The 14,012-nt window shown below is 50.4% G+C and carries 13 protein-coding genes; 4 read left to right on the top strand and 9 right to left on the bottom strand.

Annotation, left to right across the window (positions count from 1 at the left end; genetic code table 11):
* Positions 1 to 125: 125 nt before the first annotated feature.
* Both ACJHXB_RS13360 and ACJHXB_RS13355 read left to right on the top strand, forming a co-directional pair.
* Positions 126 to 830 (top strand): Bax inhibitor-1/YccA family protein, encoded by a 705-nt coding sequence (locus ACJHXB_RS13360; RefSeq protein WP_001469073.1) that lies wholly within the window; start codon positions 126 to 128, stop codon positions 828 to 830.
* A gap of 204 nt (positions 831 to 1,034) precedes the next feature.
* Positions 1,035 to 1,424, top strand: coding sequence for a hypothetical protein (locus tag ACJHXB_RS13355; RefSeq protein ID WP_000446922.1), 390 nt, complete (start codon positions 1,035 to 1,037; stop codon positions 1,422 to 1,424).
* Between the two features lie 35 nt (positions 1,425 to 1,459).
* On the opposite strand, the gene ACJHXB_RS13350 is transcribed toward ACJHXB_RS13355, so the two are convergent.
* The 3 genes from ACJHXB_RS13350 to ACJHXB_RS13340 are packed head-to-tail and all read right to left on the bottom strand — an operon-like array spanning position 1,460 to position 4,415.
* Positions 1,460 to 2,416: a YbhN family protein gene (locus tag ACJHXB_RS13350; RefSeq protein WP_000045450.1), complete on the bottom strand. Its 957-nt coding sequence runs from the start codon at positions 2,414 to 2,416 to the stop codon at positions 1,460 to 1,462.
* Positions 2,416 to 3,657, bottom strand: a complete 1,242-nt coding sequence (gene clsB / locus ACJHXB_RS13345; RefSeq protein WP_410233503.1) for a cardiolipin synthase ClsB — start codon at positions 3,655 to 3,657, stop codon at positions 2,416 to 2,418. Before clsB ends, ACJHXB_RS13350 begins: the two co-directional genes overlap by 1 nt.
* Positions 3,654 to 4,415 carry an endonuclease/exonuclease/phosphatase family protein gene (locus ACJHXB_RS13340; RefSeq protein ID WP_001113348.1) on the bottom strand — a complete coding sequence of 254 codons (762 nt, stop codon included), beginning with the start codon at positions 4,413 to 4,415 and terminating at the stop codon, positions 3,654 to 3,656. Before ACJHXB_RS13340 ends, clsB begins: the two co-directional genes overlap by 4 nt.
* 132 nt (positions 4,416 to 4,547) lie before the next feature.
* Between ACJHXB_RS13340 and ACJHXB_RS13335 the strand changes: the two genes are divergently transcribed.
* Entirely contained in the window at positions 4,548 to 4,958 is a 411-nt protein-coding gene (locus tag ACJHXB_RS13335; protein WP_000871982.1) for a YbhQ family protein, read from the top strand.
* Here the strand turns inward: ACJHXB_RS13335 and ACJHXB_RS13330 are convergent.
* The 5 genes from ACJHXB_RS13330 to cecR are packed head-to-tail and all read right to left on the bottom strand — an operon-like array spanning position 4,920 to position 10,561.
* Positions 4,920 to 6,026, bottom strand: a complete 1,107-nt coding sequence (locus tag ACJHXB_RS13330) for an ABC transporter permease (RefSeq protein ID WP_000469031.1) — start codon at positions 6,024 to 6,026, stop codon at positions 4,920 to 4,922. The two genes, ACJHXB_RS13335 and ACJHXB_RS13330, sit on opposite strands and share 39 nt — an antisense overlap.
* A gap of 10 nt (positions 6,027 to 6,036) precedes the next feature.
* Positions 6,037 to 7,170, bottom strand: a complete 1,134-nt coding sequence (locus tag ACJHXB_RS13325; protein WP_000070131.1) for an ABC transporter permease — start codon at positions 7,168 to 7,170, stop codon at positions 6,037 to 6,039.
* Positions 7,163 to 8,899: an ATP-binding cassette domain-containing protein gene (locus tag ACJHXB_RS13320; RefSeq protein ID WP_001469071.1), complete on the bottom strand. Its 1,737-nt coding sequence runs from the start codon at positions 8,897 to 8,899 to the stop codon at positions 7,163 to 7,165. Before ACJHXB_RS13320 ends, ACJHXB_RS13325 begins: the two co-directional genes overlap by 8 nt.
* Complete coding sequence (gene hlyD / locus ACJHXB_RS13315) at positions 8,892 to 9,887, bottom strand: secretion protein HlyD (RefSeq protein ID WP_000743444.1); 996 nt, start codon at positions 9,885 to 9,887, stop codon at positions 8,892 to 8,894. The genes ACJHXB_RS13320 and hlyD overlap by 8 nt, the downstream gene beginning before the upstream one ends.
* Positions 9,888 to 9,889: 2 nt before the next feature.
* Positions 9,890 to 10,561: a DNA-binding transcriptional regulator CecR gene (cecR, locus tag ACJHXB_RS13310; protein WP_410233502.1), complete on the bottom strand. Its 672-nt coding sequence runs from the start codon at positions 10,559 to 10,561 to the stop codon at positions 9,890 to 9,892.
* A gap of 228 nt (positions 10,562 to 10,789) precedes the next feature.
* On the opposite strand from cecR, the gene rhlE reads away from it, so the two are divergent.
* On the top strand, positions 10,790 to 12,154 hold the full coding sequence (gene rhlE / locus ACJHXB_RS13305) for an ATP-dependent RNA helicase RhlE (RefSeq protein WP_000007109.1): 1,365 nt from the start codon (positions 10,790 to 10,792) through the stop codon (positions 12,152 to 12,154).
* Between the two features lie 104 nt (positions 12,155 to 12,258).
* Here rhlE and ACJHXB_RS13300 read toward each other — a convergent pair whose 3' ends face one another.
* Positions 12,259 to 13,944, bottom strand: a complete 1,686-nt coding sequence (locus tag ACJHXB_RS13300) for a hypothetical protein (RefSeq protein WP_000551719.1) — start codon at positions 13,942 to 13,944, stop codon at positions 12,259 to 12,261.
* Between the last annotated feature and the right edge of the window lie 68 nt (positions 13,945 to 14,012).

Here is a 14,012-nt window from a genome sequence, read left to right as displayed (position 1 = left end):
CCGGATAAGGCACCGCTGCGTCCGGCAATTTCACCGCTCAGTACATGCGTTTACGCTGCGTCGATGCACAGCCTCATCATTTTGCAGTATCCTTAAGATATTCCTTATATCTTCAGGAGATCGTCATGGACAGATTCCCACGTTCTGATTCAATTGTACACCCCCGGGCTGGCTTGCAAACTTATATGGCGCAAGTCTATGGCTGGATGACCGTTGGCTTGTTGCTGACCGCATTTGTTGCCTGGTATGCGGCTAATTCCGCGGCCGTGATGGAGCTGTTGTTCACTAACCGTGTCTTTTTAATCGGTCTGATCATCGCGCAATTAGCATTGGTTATTGTGTTATCAGCGATGATTCAAAAGCTGAGCGCAGGTGTAACGACGATGCTCTTTATGCTTTATTCGGCGCTGACGGGTCTTACGCTTTCCAGTATTTTCATTGTCTATACCGCTGCTTCTATCGCCAGTACTTTCGTCGTTACTGCCGGGATGTTTGGCGCAATGAGCCTGTACGGTTACACCACGAAGCGCGATCTAAGCGGCTTTGGCAATATGCTGTTTATGGCGTTAATCGGCATTGTGCTGGCATCGCTGGTCAACTTCTGGCTGAAAAGCGAAGCATTGATGTGGGCAGTTACCTACATCGGCGTGATTGTCTTTGTCGGATTGACGGCGTATGACACTCAGAAATTGAAAAATATGGGTGAGCAGATTGATACCCGCGACACGTCGAACCTGCGCAAATATTCCATTCTTGGCGCGTTAACCTTGTATCTGGACTTCATCAACTTGTTCCTGATGTTGTTGCGGATCTTCGGCAACCGCCGTTAATTCTTTTTCACCATCAATATCCCGGCCATGTGTCGGGATTTTTTTCTTACTAAAAACGACACTTAACAAGTACCAGGTATAAAATATGCCTTATGGCCGAGCGGAAGTGTTTTCCGTATCCATAAATACAAAAATATTTTGTATGCGTGGTTTTAAATTTATTGATGGTGAATATTAATATTTTTTCTAAGGACAACTAAAAGAATGGAATCATACTCGCAAAACAGCAATAAATTAGATTTTCAGCACGAGGCCAGGATATTAAACGGTATATGGCTCATTACCGCTTTGGGTATGGTGGCAACCGCAGAGCTGGCCCTGGTGATCATCATGGATGCCGCATTAATGAGTGAACGACCAGTTTGGGTAATAAGTTGCTTAATGATTGTGTTATGGTCAGGCATTATCTCGCATGGACGAAATAAGCTCCTTGAACTGGCAGGAAAATGCCATAGCGAAGAGTTGTGGAGTCCGGTTCGTTGCGCTTTTACAGGTGCATTAACACTCTATTACTATTTTATCGGCTTCTTTGGGATACTTGCCGCGATAGCTATAACGCTTGTCTGGCAAAGGCATACGCGTTTTTTTCATTAGTCGTAAATGCACATACTAAAGAACTTAACTAAACTTCACATCGCCGCTTCATTTTTCGCTCGTAGCTTCTTCGCCTGGCTTTCCAGTAGCAGGTAACAGATCAGCGCCAGCAGCAGTGGGATAAAGTAATACAGCACACGGTAAGCGAGTAGGGCGGCGATAATTGTACCTTTGGAGGTATGCTCCCCAGCCAGTAGCGCGATAAATACCGCTTCCAGCACACCAATTCCCGCCGGAATATGCACGATGACGCCAGCAATACTACTAACCAGTAACACGCCCAGTACAAAGAAATAGTTTACGCTTTGACCGAGTAACAGCCAGATAATCGCTCCCATTACCATCCAGTTAACGCTGGAAATCAGCATCTGGGCGAGGGCAAATTTCCATGAAGGCAGCACCAGTTTTTGTCCTTTGATGGTCATATGGCGGTGCTTCGCGAAAGCGCAAAACCACAAATAAACCGCGATAATCATCAGTAAGCCAATGCCGAGAATGCGCAGCGTGGTTTGATCGACATACCAGTGGTCCGGCAGCTCCACCACGCCTGCGGTAAAGATAATCCCGGCCAGCAAAATATAGCCCAGCCAGTTGGTGGTAATACTGAGCGAGAAAATCCGCGTAATAGTGCTGCCCGGTAACCCTAGCCGGGAGTACAAACGATAGCGCATACCAATGCCGCCGACCCAGGTACTAAGCGTCAGGTTGAAGGCGTAGCAGATAAACGACACCAGCATCACCTGGCGCTTCGCCAGTTTGTGACCGCAGTAAAAGCGGGCGAGCAGATCATAGCAGCCGTAAATCAGATAACTGACGACCACCAGCCCGACCGCACTGAGCAACGCAACGCGATTGTAGTCGCGGATGACCTTCCAGACCTCTTCCCAGTCCACCTTTTTGGCGTAGACCACCAGCAACACTATCACCGCGATAAAAAACAGCCAGGTGAGGATCTTCTTTGCTAAGCGCCAGCGTGGGTGTGATTTACTCATCAGGGTTTTACCCCCGTGTTTTCAGTTTCTACCCGATCCTGCGTTTCCATTGTCGGCTGAGCGGGCGGGTCAACCTGCGCCAGACGTGGCGTGTGTGCCGGAAGCCAGCCGACCAGCGCCGGGAAGTGGCGTAAAAAGTGGAAGGCCAGCACGCTTTTGGTCAGATTCCACCAGGTGCGTTTGGGCAGCATGGTTTCATCCACCTGCTGGCAGTCTGCGGCGATAATGCCGTTTAGATTATCGCGCAGCGTCTGGTTAAAATGACGATCGTGGATGATGACATTTGCTTCGAGATTCAGTGACAAACTGAGCGGATCGAGATTACTGGACCCTACTGTCGCCCAGTGATCGTCCATCAATGCTACTTTGCCGTGGAGCGGGCGGCGGCGGTACTCAAAAACCTGAACGCCACCTTTAACCAGATAGTTATACAGCAAGCGTGCACCGACTCTGACAATCGGCATATCCGGTTCGCCCTGAATGATCAGTTTGATCCGCACCCCGCGCCGTGCCGCTTTACGCAAGGCGTGTAAAAATCGATAGCCGGGGAAGAAGTAGGCGTTGGCGATAATCACTTCCCGCCGCGCCTGAGTGAGCATTTTCAGATAGTGGCGTTCGATATCATCGCGATGTTCTTCGTTATTGCGCCAGACCAGCAATACCTGCGCTTCTCCCGGCTGGCGATTTTCTTCCGCTTTGTGATGACGTCGCCACCAGCGTCGCGCCGCGCTCTGTCCTGGCAGGTTTTCCAGCTCAAACTGGAGAATATCTTCGACAATCGGCCCTTCGAGGCGTACCGCGTAATCCTGTTTGGCCTCCGGGCCGTAGCTGGACATATGCTCGGCGGAGTAATTCAGCCCGCCAATAAAGGCGATACGCGCGTCGATCACCACAATTTTGCGATGCATCCGGCGAAACACATTGGTGCGCATACCAAAAAGGCGAGGGCGGGGATCGTAGTAGCGAAATACCACGCCAGCTGCCGTCAATTCATTGACAAACTCATCGCTGAGATCCGGCGAACCGTAGCCATCCAGCAAGACTTCCGCTTTCACCCCGCGTTGCGCTGCTGCCAGTAGTGCCGCATGCAGTTGTTTGCCGACGTCATCCTCAAACCAGATAAACGTTTCAAGAATGATGCGTTCTTGTGCCTCGCCAATCGCCTTAAACACCGCGGGATAATATTGCTCGCCGTTTTCCAGCAACTGGATCTTATTGCCTTCGCGCCAGCTACATTTCATAAATGAATCTCCGCACTTAAAGGGGCATGATCAGAAAGGTGTCGCCATGTCCGCAGCGGCAACGCGGTTGGCGCGCTGGCGCTGGCATTTTTGACGTAGATCCTGTCCAGTCGTAGTAGAGGAAATTGCACCGGAAACGTGCGCGCCGGGCGTCCGTGGGCGCGGGTAAATATCTCATCCAGCCCGGCCTGCACTTTTAACGGATGATTAGCTTTTTGCCGCCAGTCATTGAAATCACCCGCCACCAATACCGGTTCGCCGTCCGGTAGCTCATTCACCCATTCGGCGAGCATCGCAAGCTGCGCCTGACGGTGCGCCTCACGCAGGCCCAGATGTACGCACATCACATGAATCGCTTTTCCGGTCATCGGCGGCACAATGCGGCAGTAGAGCACGCCGCGCTTTTCCGCACCATCGACCGAAACATCGCGATTCTCATAATGTTCAATGGGATAACGTGAAAGAACCGCGTTACCGTGATGCCCTTCCGGGTATACGGCATTGCGACCGTAGGCAAAATCGCTCCACATCGTGTCGGCGAGAAACTCGTAGTGCGAAGTATCTGGCCAGTTTTCCACATGCAGCGGATGAACTTCGTGCGCGCCCATCACTTCCTGCAGGCAAACAATATCGGCGCTGACGGTACGCACGGCGTCGCGAAGTTCCGGCAAAATGAAGCGTCGGTTAAACGCGGTAAAGCCTTTGTGAATATTGATGGTGAGCACCTTGAACGAAAATTGTTGTGTTTGATCGGGCATAATTTTCCTGTCTTTGCCTCTTATCTCATTGAAATAGTGTAGTCGGCGTCACAAAAAGGTGCGGTCTTACGGAATTTTCCGTAAAGTTCGGTACTCTGAGTAAGTAGAGATAAATTCTTCAGGAGAGAAGCCATGAAGTGGCAACAACGTGTTCGTGTCGCAACGGGTCTAAGTTGCTGGCAGATTATGTTGCATTTACTGGTAGTGGCGCTGCTGGTGGTGGGCTGGATGAGTAAGACTCTGGTTCACGTCGGCGTGGGATTATGCGCACTGTATTGTGTCACGGTAGTGATGATGCTGGTGTTTCAGCGCCACCCCGAGCAACGCTGGCGTGAGGTGGCAGACGTGCTGGAAGAGCTGACTACGACCTGGTATTTTGGCGCAGCGCTGATTGTGCTGTGGCTGTTGTCCCGCGTACTGGAAAACAACTTTTTGCTGGCGATCGCAGGGCTGGCAATCCTTGCCGGCCCGGCGGTAGTGTCTTTGCTGGCGAAAGATAAGAAGTTACATCACCTTACGTCTAAACATCGCGTACGCCGCTGACCCTGTCGTGGCCGTTATCACCAGTAGCGGCCACAAACTATTCCATACAATATCCAGACTCGCATCTTTCAAATAAATCTGCTTGGTAATGTCCGTAAAGTGGCGAATAGGGTTAATCCACGTCAGGTTTTGCAGCCATACTGGCATGTTTTCCACCGGCGAAACGTAACCGGAAAGGAGAATGGCGGGCATCATAAAGACAAACACGCCGATAAACGCCTGCTGTTGTGTCGAGCAGAGTGATGAAATCAACAGACCGAATCCCACCAGCGATAAACCGTAAATCACCATCGTAAAGTAGAACAGCGCCAGCGATCCGGCGAAGGGGATTTGATACGCCCAGATACCAATCGCCAGCACAATGGTGGCCTGGAAGGTGGCGACAATTAATGCCGGTACGGCCTTGCCGATGAATATCTGCCAGGTGGTGAGCGGCGAAACCAGTAACTGATCGAGCGTACCTTGTTCACGTTCGCGGGCAACAGAAAGTGAAGTGACGATCATCACGCCAATAGTGGTGATCATGGCGATCAGCGACGGCACCACAAACCATTTGTAGTCGAGATTCGGGTTATACCAGTTGCGTACCACCAGCTCGCTGTTGTTGGGTTTCGGTTTTCCTTCCAGCAGCTCCTGCTGATAATTTTTGACGATCTGTTGCAGGTAGTTGGCGGCAATTTGCGCACTGTTGGAGTTACGCCCGTCGAGGATCAACTGCAACGGCGCGGTCTGGAAGGTATCCAGTTTGCGCGAGAAGTCAGCCGGGAAACGCACCAGCAGTAACGCCTTTTGTGTGTCGATGGTTGGGCGGATCTCCTGTGGGCTTTTCAGTAGCAGCACATGGGTAAAGGCGCTGGCGCGGGCAAAACGTTGAGTAAGTTCTACCGAATGTTCGCCGTTATCTTCATCGTAGATGGCGATGGTGGCGTTAGTCACTTCCAGCGTGGCGGCGAACGGGAACAGGATCACCTGAATCAGCACGGGTAAAATCAGAATCGCGCGGGTTTGCGGTTCGCGCAGCAGCGACTGCAACTCTTTGCGGATTAACGTCCATAAGCGATGAAACATGCTCTTCTCCCTAATCCAGCCGACGTTTGGTTTTTAGCCACGTCAGGCCGATAAACATCACCGCCGAAGCGATCAAAAACAGCACGTTCACCACCAGCACCACTGGAATATTTCCGGCGAGGAACAGGCTTTGCAGGGTGCTGACGAAATAACGTGCGGGAATAATGTACGTCACCGCGCGGATCACCGCGGGCATACTGTCGATCTGAAAAATAAAGCCGGAAAGCATAATCGACGGCAGAAACGCGGCGTTCAGGGCGACCTGAGCGGCATTGAACTGGTTGCGGGTAATCGTGGAAATCAGCAGCCCCATCCCCAGGGTACTGAGTAAAAACAGGCTGGAGATAAAAAACAGAATCAGCAGTGACCCGCGATATGGCACGCCGAGAATAAACACTGACACCAGCATACACAGCAACATCGCCAGCATCCCGAGAAAGTAATAAGGGATCAGCTTACACAGCAGCAGTTCCGTGCGGGTAATCTCCGTAGAGAGCAGGGCCTCCATAGTGCCGCGCTCCCACTCCCGCGCCACCACCAGCGAGGTGAGGATCGCGCCGATGACCGTCATGATAATGGTCACCGCACCGGGGATAATAAAGTGCTGGCTAATCGCCGCCGGGTTAAACCAGTAGCGGGTTTGTACATCAATAAGCGGTTCAAAAGTCTGCCCGTTGTCCTCCGCTCGCTGCATTTGCCAGATCTGCCAGATCCCTTCGACATACCCCTGGACAAAGTTAGCGGTATTCGGCTCACTGCCGTCGGTGATCACCTGAATCGGTGCGGTGGCGTTGGCGCGCTCCATCTGTTCGGCGAAATCCACGGGAATAACCACCAGACCGCGAATTTTCCCTGCCTGCATTTTGGCGATCAATTCCTGACGGTTATCGCTGATGGTGGCGTCGATGTAGGGCGAACCGGTCATGGTGTGGGTGAAATCCAGCGCCGCTTCGCTACGCTGTTCCAGTAAAATCCCGACCCGCAGCTTGCTGGAGTCGAGGTTAATGCCGTAACCAAAAATAAACAGCAGTAGCAGCGGGATCACCACCGCAATCAGCCAGCTACTCGGATCGCGAACGATCTGCCGCGTCTCTTTGACGCACAGTGCCCGCACGCGACGCCAGGACAGGATCGGATTACTCATTGCCATGCTCCTTATCCCAGTCGTGGATCAACTGAATAAAGGCTTGCTCCATGGTGGGATCGGGTTGCTCATCGTTAGCCGACTGTGCTTTCAAATCGTCCGGCGTGCCGCTGGCAATCAGCTTCCCGCGATACACCAGGCCAATGCGGTCGCAATATTCCGCTTCATCCATAAAGTGGGTGGTAACCATCACCGTGACGCCTTTCTCTACCATGCTATTGATGTGGAGCCAGAATTCGCGGCGGGTGAGGGGATCAACGCCGGACGTCGGTTCGTCGAGAAACAGAATGTCCGGTTCATGCATCAGCGAACAGGCCAGCGCCAGCCGCTGTTTAAAACCTAATGGCAGTTCATCGGTGGCGTGGGAGGCGATACTTTTCAGGCCGAACGCCTCGCTCATGCGGGAGATCTTTTCGTTCTGCGCCCGACCGCGTAAGCCATACACACCAGAGAAAAAGCGTAAATTCTGTTCGACCGTCAGGTTGCCGTAGAGCGAAAATTTTTGCGCCATATAGCCGAGATGCTGGCGCGCTTTACCGGAACTCTCTTTCAGATCCATGCCCAGCACCAGCGCCTGACCGGAAGTCGGCACCAGCAAACCGCACATCATCTTAAAGGTGGTCGATTTACCCGCGCCGTTTGGCCCCAGCAAACCAAAAATCTCCCCGCGTTTAACGGCAAAGTTGACGTGATCGGTGGCGGCAAAATCACCAAATTTCTTGGTCAGTTCTTTCGCTTCGATCACCGTCTCGCCGGGTGTGCCTTCTACCGTATGCAATATTGCACCCAGCGGCGATTCTGAGGTTCCGGCACCGCCCAGCAAATCGATAAACGCATCTTCAAAACGCGGCGTAGTTTCGTTGATGTTGATTTCCGGCATCCCGTCGGCATGGCGAATATCGTCTGGTGTGGCCTCTTTTTTGAGGATCAGACGTACCGATTTCCCCTGAATCATGCCGTCGCTGACCTGCGGTAGTTTCAATGCCCGTTGCAACAGTTTGCGGTTGCCCTCGTGTGGACTGGTCATCAGAAAGCTGCGTCCGGCCATGGTTTGTGTCAGGGCCGTCGGTTCTCCCTGGTACAACAATTCGCCTTCGTTCATCAGTAACACGTCACGGCACTGCTCGGCTTCGTCGAGATACGATGTGCTCCAGAGGATTAACATCCCTTCGCCCGCCAGCTCATGCACCATCTGCCACAGTTCGCGCCGTGAGATAGGGTCAACACCGACGCCGGGTTCATCGAGCAGCAACACTTTCGGTTCGCCCACCAGGGTACAGGCCAGGCCAAGTTTTTGTTTCATCCCACCGGAGAGCTTGCCCGCCAGGCGTCCGGTAAACGGGCCAAGAGACGTAAACTCCAGCAGGCGAGCAAAAGTTTGCTTCCGTGCCTCGCCGGTGACGCTGCGCAAATCTGCGTACAGATTGAGATTCTCCATCACCGTGAGATCTTCATACAGACCGAATTTCTGCGGCATATAGCCGAGCACGGCGTGCAGCGCGCCGTCGTTTTTGATCGGATCAAAGCCAATCACCGTGGCATTGCCGCTGTCGGGTTTCAGTAATCCCGCCAGCATCCGCATTAGCGTGGTTTTACCTGCACCATCCGGCCCCACCAGCCCCGTCACATAACCGGCGTGAATGGTACAGTCGAGCGGCGCGACGGCGGGCTTGTCCATGCCCGGAAAGCGTTTTTCCAGGCCGTTCAGCGTGATAACGGCATCATTCATGTCCTGCCTCGTCACCGAATTGTACCGTCACTGGCATGCCCTGGCGTAACGCATCATCGGCGTCGGTCACCACAATACGCAGGCGATAGACGAGGTCGGTACGCAGATCCGGCGTTTCGACGGTTTTCGGGGTAAATTCAGCAGTCGGTGAAACGAAACCAATCTGCCCGTGATACGGCTTGTCCGGGCGACCATCGGTATAAAGTAGCACTTTGCGCCCCGGCTGGGCCTGGTCAAGATTACGTTCATCAACATAAGCGCGCACCCACACCGGACGCGTTAGTGAAACGGTAAACACCGTGCCACCTTCGTTGAGGACCGTGCCTGGCTCCACCGCGCGCGTTAACAGCGTGCCATCAGACGGTGCTATCAACGTTGAGTCCTGTAAATTCAGCTCCGCCTGCGCCAGTTGCGCCTGCGCCTGTTCGAGGCTGGCTTTTGCCTGGGCGATATCCTGTTCGCGGTTACCGGAACGGTACTGACGCAATTTATCCTGTGCCGATTTCAGCGTTGCCTGCGCCTGGTCGCGCGAGGAGCGGGCATTTTCCAGGTCATTTGCCGAAATGGTGCGGCTTTTCCACAGTCCTTGCTGGCGGTTGTAGAAGTTCTGCGCATAGTCATAGGCGGCTTGCGCCTGTTTCACCGCTGCGGCGGCCTGAGCTATTTCTTCATCGCGATACCCGGCAAGCATCAGGTCATACTGCGCCTGAGCCACCGAAACGCCCGCTTTCGCCTGCATCAGGGCAATCTCATACGGCTTGTGATCCAGTTCGCCCAGCACCTGGCCCGCTTTGATCGCATCACCTTCGTCCACTGCCAGCGACTCAACGCGCCCCCCAACACGGAAACTAAGATTCACCGTACGAATATCCACGTTGCCATACAGCGTCAGGCCGTTATCCTGGCGGCTTTGATACCACCAGTAGCCTCCGGCAACCACGGCGGCAAGTACCACTACCGCCAGTCCGATCACGACAGGTTTTTTCATCACTACAAACTCCTTTGCGATAATCCTTGCAAAATCAGGTCGATATGACAGGTCACCGTCTGGTTGATCAGTTCGGTCTTTTCTTCATCGAACGCGGTCCAGCCGGTACGTAACAAAATGGTTTCTTTGCCAAGACGAAACGCCAGAATCTCACCAATCAACGCATGGGTATGAAGGATCATGCGGGTATCGCTAGCGTCGCAGCCGGTCCAGGCGGCAATCAGGCGTGTAAGGTGGCTGTGTAGCGGACTAATCACCTGTTCGTGCACCAGGTGGTAGGCTGCCGTGGGAGAGAGCTGCTCACGGGAGATAAATTTGCTGAGGTTGACGCTGTCATCCTGGGTGAGCAGCTTAATCATGTTTCTGCAGGCGCGAAGGATCAGTTCACGGATGGCATCCCGATCCGGCTGTGGTTGCGCGAACAAGCGTTCGGCTTCTTCGGCGTGCGGACGGAACTGCTCGCCAATAAAATCGGCAATCCACTGGGCGCAGGCGAGGTACAAATCCTCTTTCGAACCGAAGTAGTAGGTGATGGCAGCGATATTCTGCCCGGCCTGGGCGGCTATCTCGCGGGTGGTGGCGTTCATTCCATATTCACCAAACTGCGCCAGTGCGGCAGCAATCAGCTGTTTTTTCGCCTGTTCACCCTTGATTGTCATGGCAGGATTATTCATCGCACAGTCCATTCTTAATCAAATGATTGATTAAGATTATGACTCCATATGGGAGTTGTCCAGTATGACCAGGAATTTTAGCAACGCCAGTCACAGGGATAATTTATGCGCTGCGTCACAAAAACTGCTACACTCCGCTCCCTCATGACATTGTGGTTTTTGTCATTTTCCTTTTCAGTATCTCCCTGAAAACTACACCGGTAACGGTCGGGGCGGTTCGGAGTAGTTATGTCTTTCGATTCTTTGGGTTTAAGCCCTGATATCCTGCGCGCCGTTGCCGAGCAGGGTTACCGTGAACCCACCCCTATTCAGCAGCAGGCGATCCCTGCGGTGCTGGAAGGCCGCGACCTGATGGCCAGTGCCCAGACCGGTACCGGCAAAACAGCGGGCTTTACGCTGCCGCTGTTGCAACACCTGATCACTCGCCAGCCGCACGCCAAAGGGCGTCGTCCGGTACGTGCGCTCATTCTTACCCCGACCCGTGAACTGGCGGCGCAGATTGGCGAAAACGTCCGTGATTACAGCAAATACCTGAACATTCGTTCGCTGGTGGTGTTTGGTGGTGTGAGTATTAACCCGCAGATGATGAAGCTGCGCGGCGGCGTTGATGTGCTGGTGGCAACGCCGGGACGTCTGCTGGACCTGGAACATCAGAATGCGGTGAAGCTGGATCAGGTTGAAATCCTCGTCCTCGATGAAGCTGACCGCATGCTCGACATGGGCTTTATCCACGATATCCGTCGCGTGTTAACAAAACTACCTGCGAAGCGCCAGAACCTGTTGTTCTCCGCGACCTTCTCTGACGATATTAAAGCTCTGGCGGAAAAACTGTTGCACAACCCGCTGGAAATCGAAGTGGCACGCCGCAATACCGCGTCTGATCAGGTGACCCAGCATGTTCACTTTGTTGATAAGAAACGCAAACGCGAATTGCTGTCGCATATGATTGGGAAAGGGAACTGGCAGCAGGTGCTGGTGTTTACCCGTACCAAACATGGCGCTAACCATCTGGCTGAACAGCTCAATAAAGATGGCATCCGCAGTGCGGCGATCCACGGCAATAAATCGCAAGGTGCGCGTACCCGTGCGCTGGCTGATTTTAAATCGGGCGATATTCGTGTACTGGTGGCAACTGACATCGCTGCGCGCGGCTTGGATATTGAAGAGCTGCCGCACGTGGTCAACTATGAACTGCCAAACGTACCGGAAGATTATGTCCACCGTATCGGGCGTACCGGTCGTGCGGCTGCTACCGGTGAAGCGTTGTCGCTGGTGTGTGTTGATGAACACAAACTGCTGCGTGATATCGAAAAACTGCTGAAAAAAGAGATCCCGCGCATTGCGATTCCGGGCTATGAGCCGGACCCGTCAATCAAAGCCGAACCAATCCAGAACGGTCGCCAGCAACGTGGCGGCGGCGGTCGTGGGCAAGGTGGTGGTCGCGGTCAACAGCAACCACGCCGTGGAGAAGGTGGTGTGAAATCAGCTAGCGCGAAGCCCGCAGAAAAACCATCTCGTCGTCTTGGCGATGCCAAATCGGCAGGCGAACAACAACGCCGTCGCCGTCCGCGTAAACCTGCCGCTGCGCAGTAATACCATGTAAGGGCAAAAGAGTATCACAGGCTTTTGCCCATTATTCAGGTAACACGGTCAGACATGCATGACATGTCTGATTTTATTGTTTTAATAAATTTGCTTTATGATCTATCTAGTGTATCTAAAATGGCAATGAAATTATTTCTTCTTGCAATCTGAATTATTGTTAATAACATTGGTTGATATTCATAAACAAATTCTGGGAAAGTCTGGAATAAACATGCTATTGCATAAAGAGTTTGTTCATCATCTGGGAAATTATTATGAGATATGTGATTCAGTATTAGCTTGATTCTGTCCCTGATTTTATTATTTTCATTGTCTATAGTGTATCCGACTATCTCCCTAAGCAAAATAAAGTGTGCAGTCGTTTCATTACCGTATATTTTTAGTAGTTCTAATAAACTATCAAATTCTGACGCCTGAATATTTTTGGCACATAACTTTAACACTTTATCGAGTAACTCCAGATGCCCCGGTTCATAAACTGTTTTTTGTAGAATATTAAGCAATGTTGGCAATGATGAATATGCATAAGGAATATCTGTATTCAATAACAATTTCAAAGATTGAGCGGCAATTTTAGGTTGATACAAATGCCGGGATTCAATTCTGCTAATTAAAAAAGCAGTTGTATTCTTTTTAGTTTCATTATCAGTAATCTCTATCATCTCAAAAAGTCTGCTAAAATATCCTCTCAGATCGTACTGAGTAACAATAGAAATACAATCCGTGAATAAGTCATTACATTCAGTGATTAAATTTGGATAGCTATCAAAAAGTGTATAACACATCTCCATATAATTATGCAGTTTTAATATTTGCGAAGAGGTTTTAATTGTCGTGTCGTTAATGCTGGTTGTTTTTATCGATTCAATAGCGAAAATAAGTGGGCTGATACATTTCGATAAATCATCATGTTGTAACTTCAACACTAAAACTATATCTTTTATCCATTTTATTTTTAAGTCAATATCTGTTTGTTTTGAGATGATGTTAATCAGTGCGTGTTGGACGCAGCGATGCCTGATTAAACTATGTTGATTTAAATATCCTCTGTAAACGGAGTTATGTGCAATATCCAGTATAGCATCAAAGAGCAAACCATCAGGATTTGAATTTGTGGATGTAAAGATGTTCGTTATAAGATAATTTAATATCAATATTTTATTTCCGTCGTTATTTATATAGCGTAGTGGTGCCACTAACTTGTTATAGAATTCTTTCTTTTCCGCAGTTTTGTATTTGCTATTTGCCTCATTAATATGATTAAGAAATTTAACCAAAAGGATGATTATTTTGTTCTTATAATCGAGTAAATCTGGCTGAACATGATACGTCGAGAGGTATCCCTGGGTATCAAAAATAGAAGATGCATCGGGACTATCAAAAATCATTAAATCTTCCGGAGTATTTATATCGAAAAGTTCGATATTTTTTATAAATAATTGTGAAAAAAACAAAATGCTTTCTTTATGAAATACGTCAGAGTTATCATATAAAATATTAATTATTGGTAAGGCTATCTGCTCATTCGAGATTTTTTGCGGTTCTAAATGATAAGGATTGTTTAATACCTTGTTATTATATAAGGTTGATGTTAAATGCTGAATGAACATTTGCTTTTGTTCATGGTTCGTGGTTTTTTTAATAACATCTAACAGTTTTTTGGCATTGTTATCGAACCAGAAAACCATATCTGTAATAGATAAGTTGTCAGGGAAATAGTTGGAATTGCCTGGTGTGTTAGGTTTAAATAATGGCCACTGCTCAAACAAATTATGCATATTAACTCCTTTAATACGTCAAATTGAAATTGATAAAAATAATAAGTAATCATTATGTGCAAGCTATA

Source organism: Escherichia sp. WS3227_2, from assembly GCF_046486495.1.
In the GTDB taxonomy this organism is placed as follows: domain Bacteria; phylum Pseudomonadota; class Gammaproteobacteria; order Enterobacterales; family Enterobacteriaceae; genus Escherichia; species Escherichia coli.
This window is presented reverse-complemented; position numbering and strand designations above follow the sequence as displayed.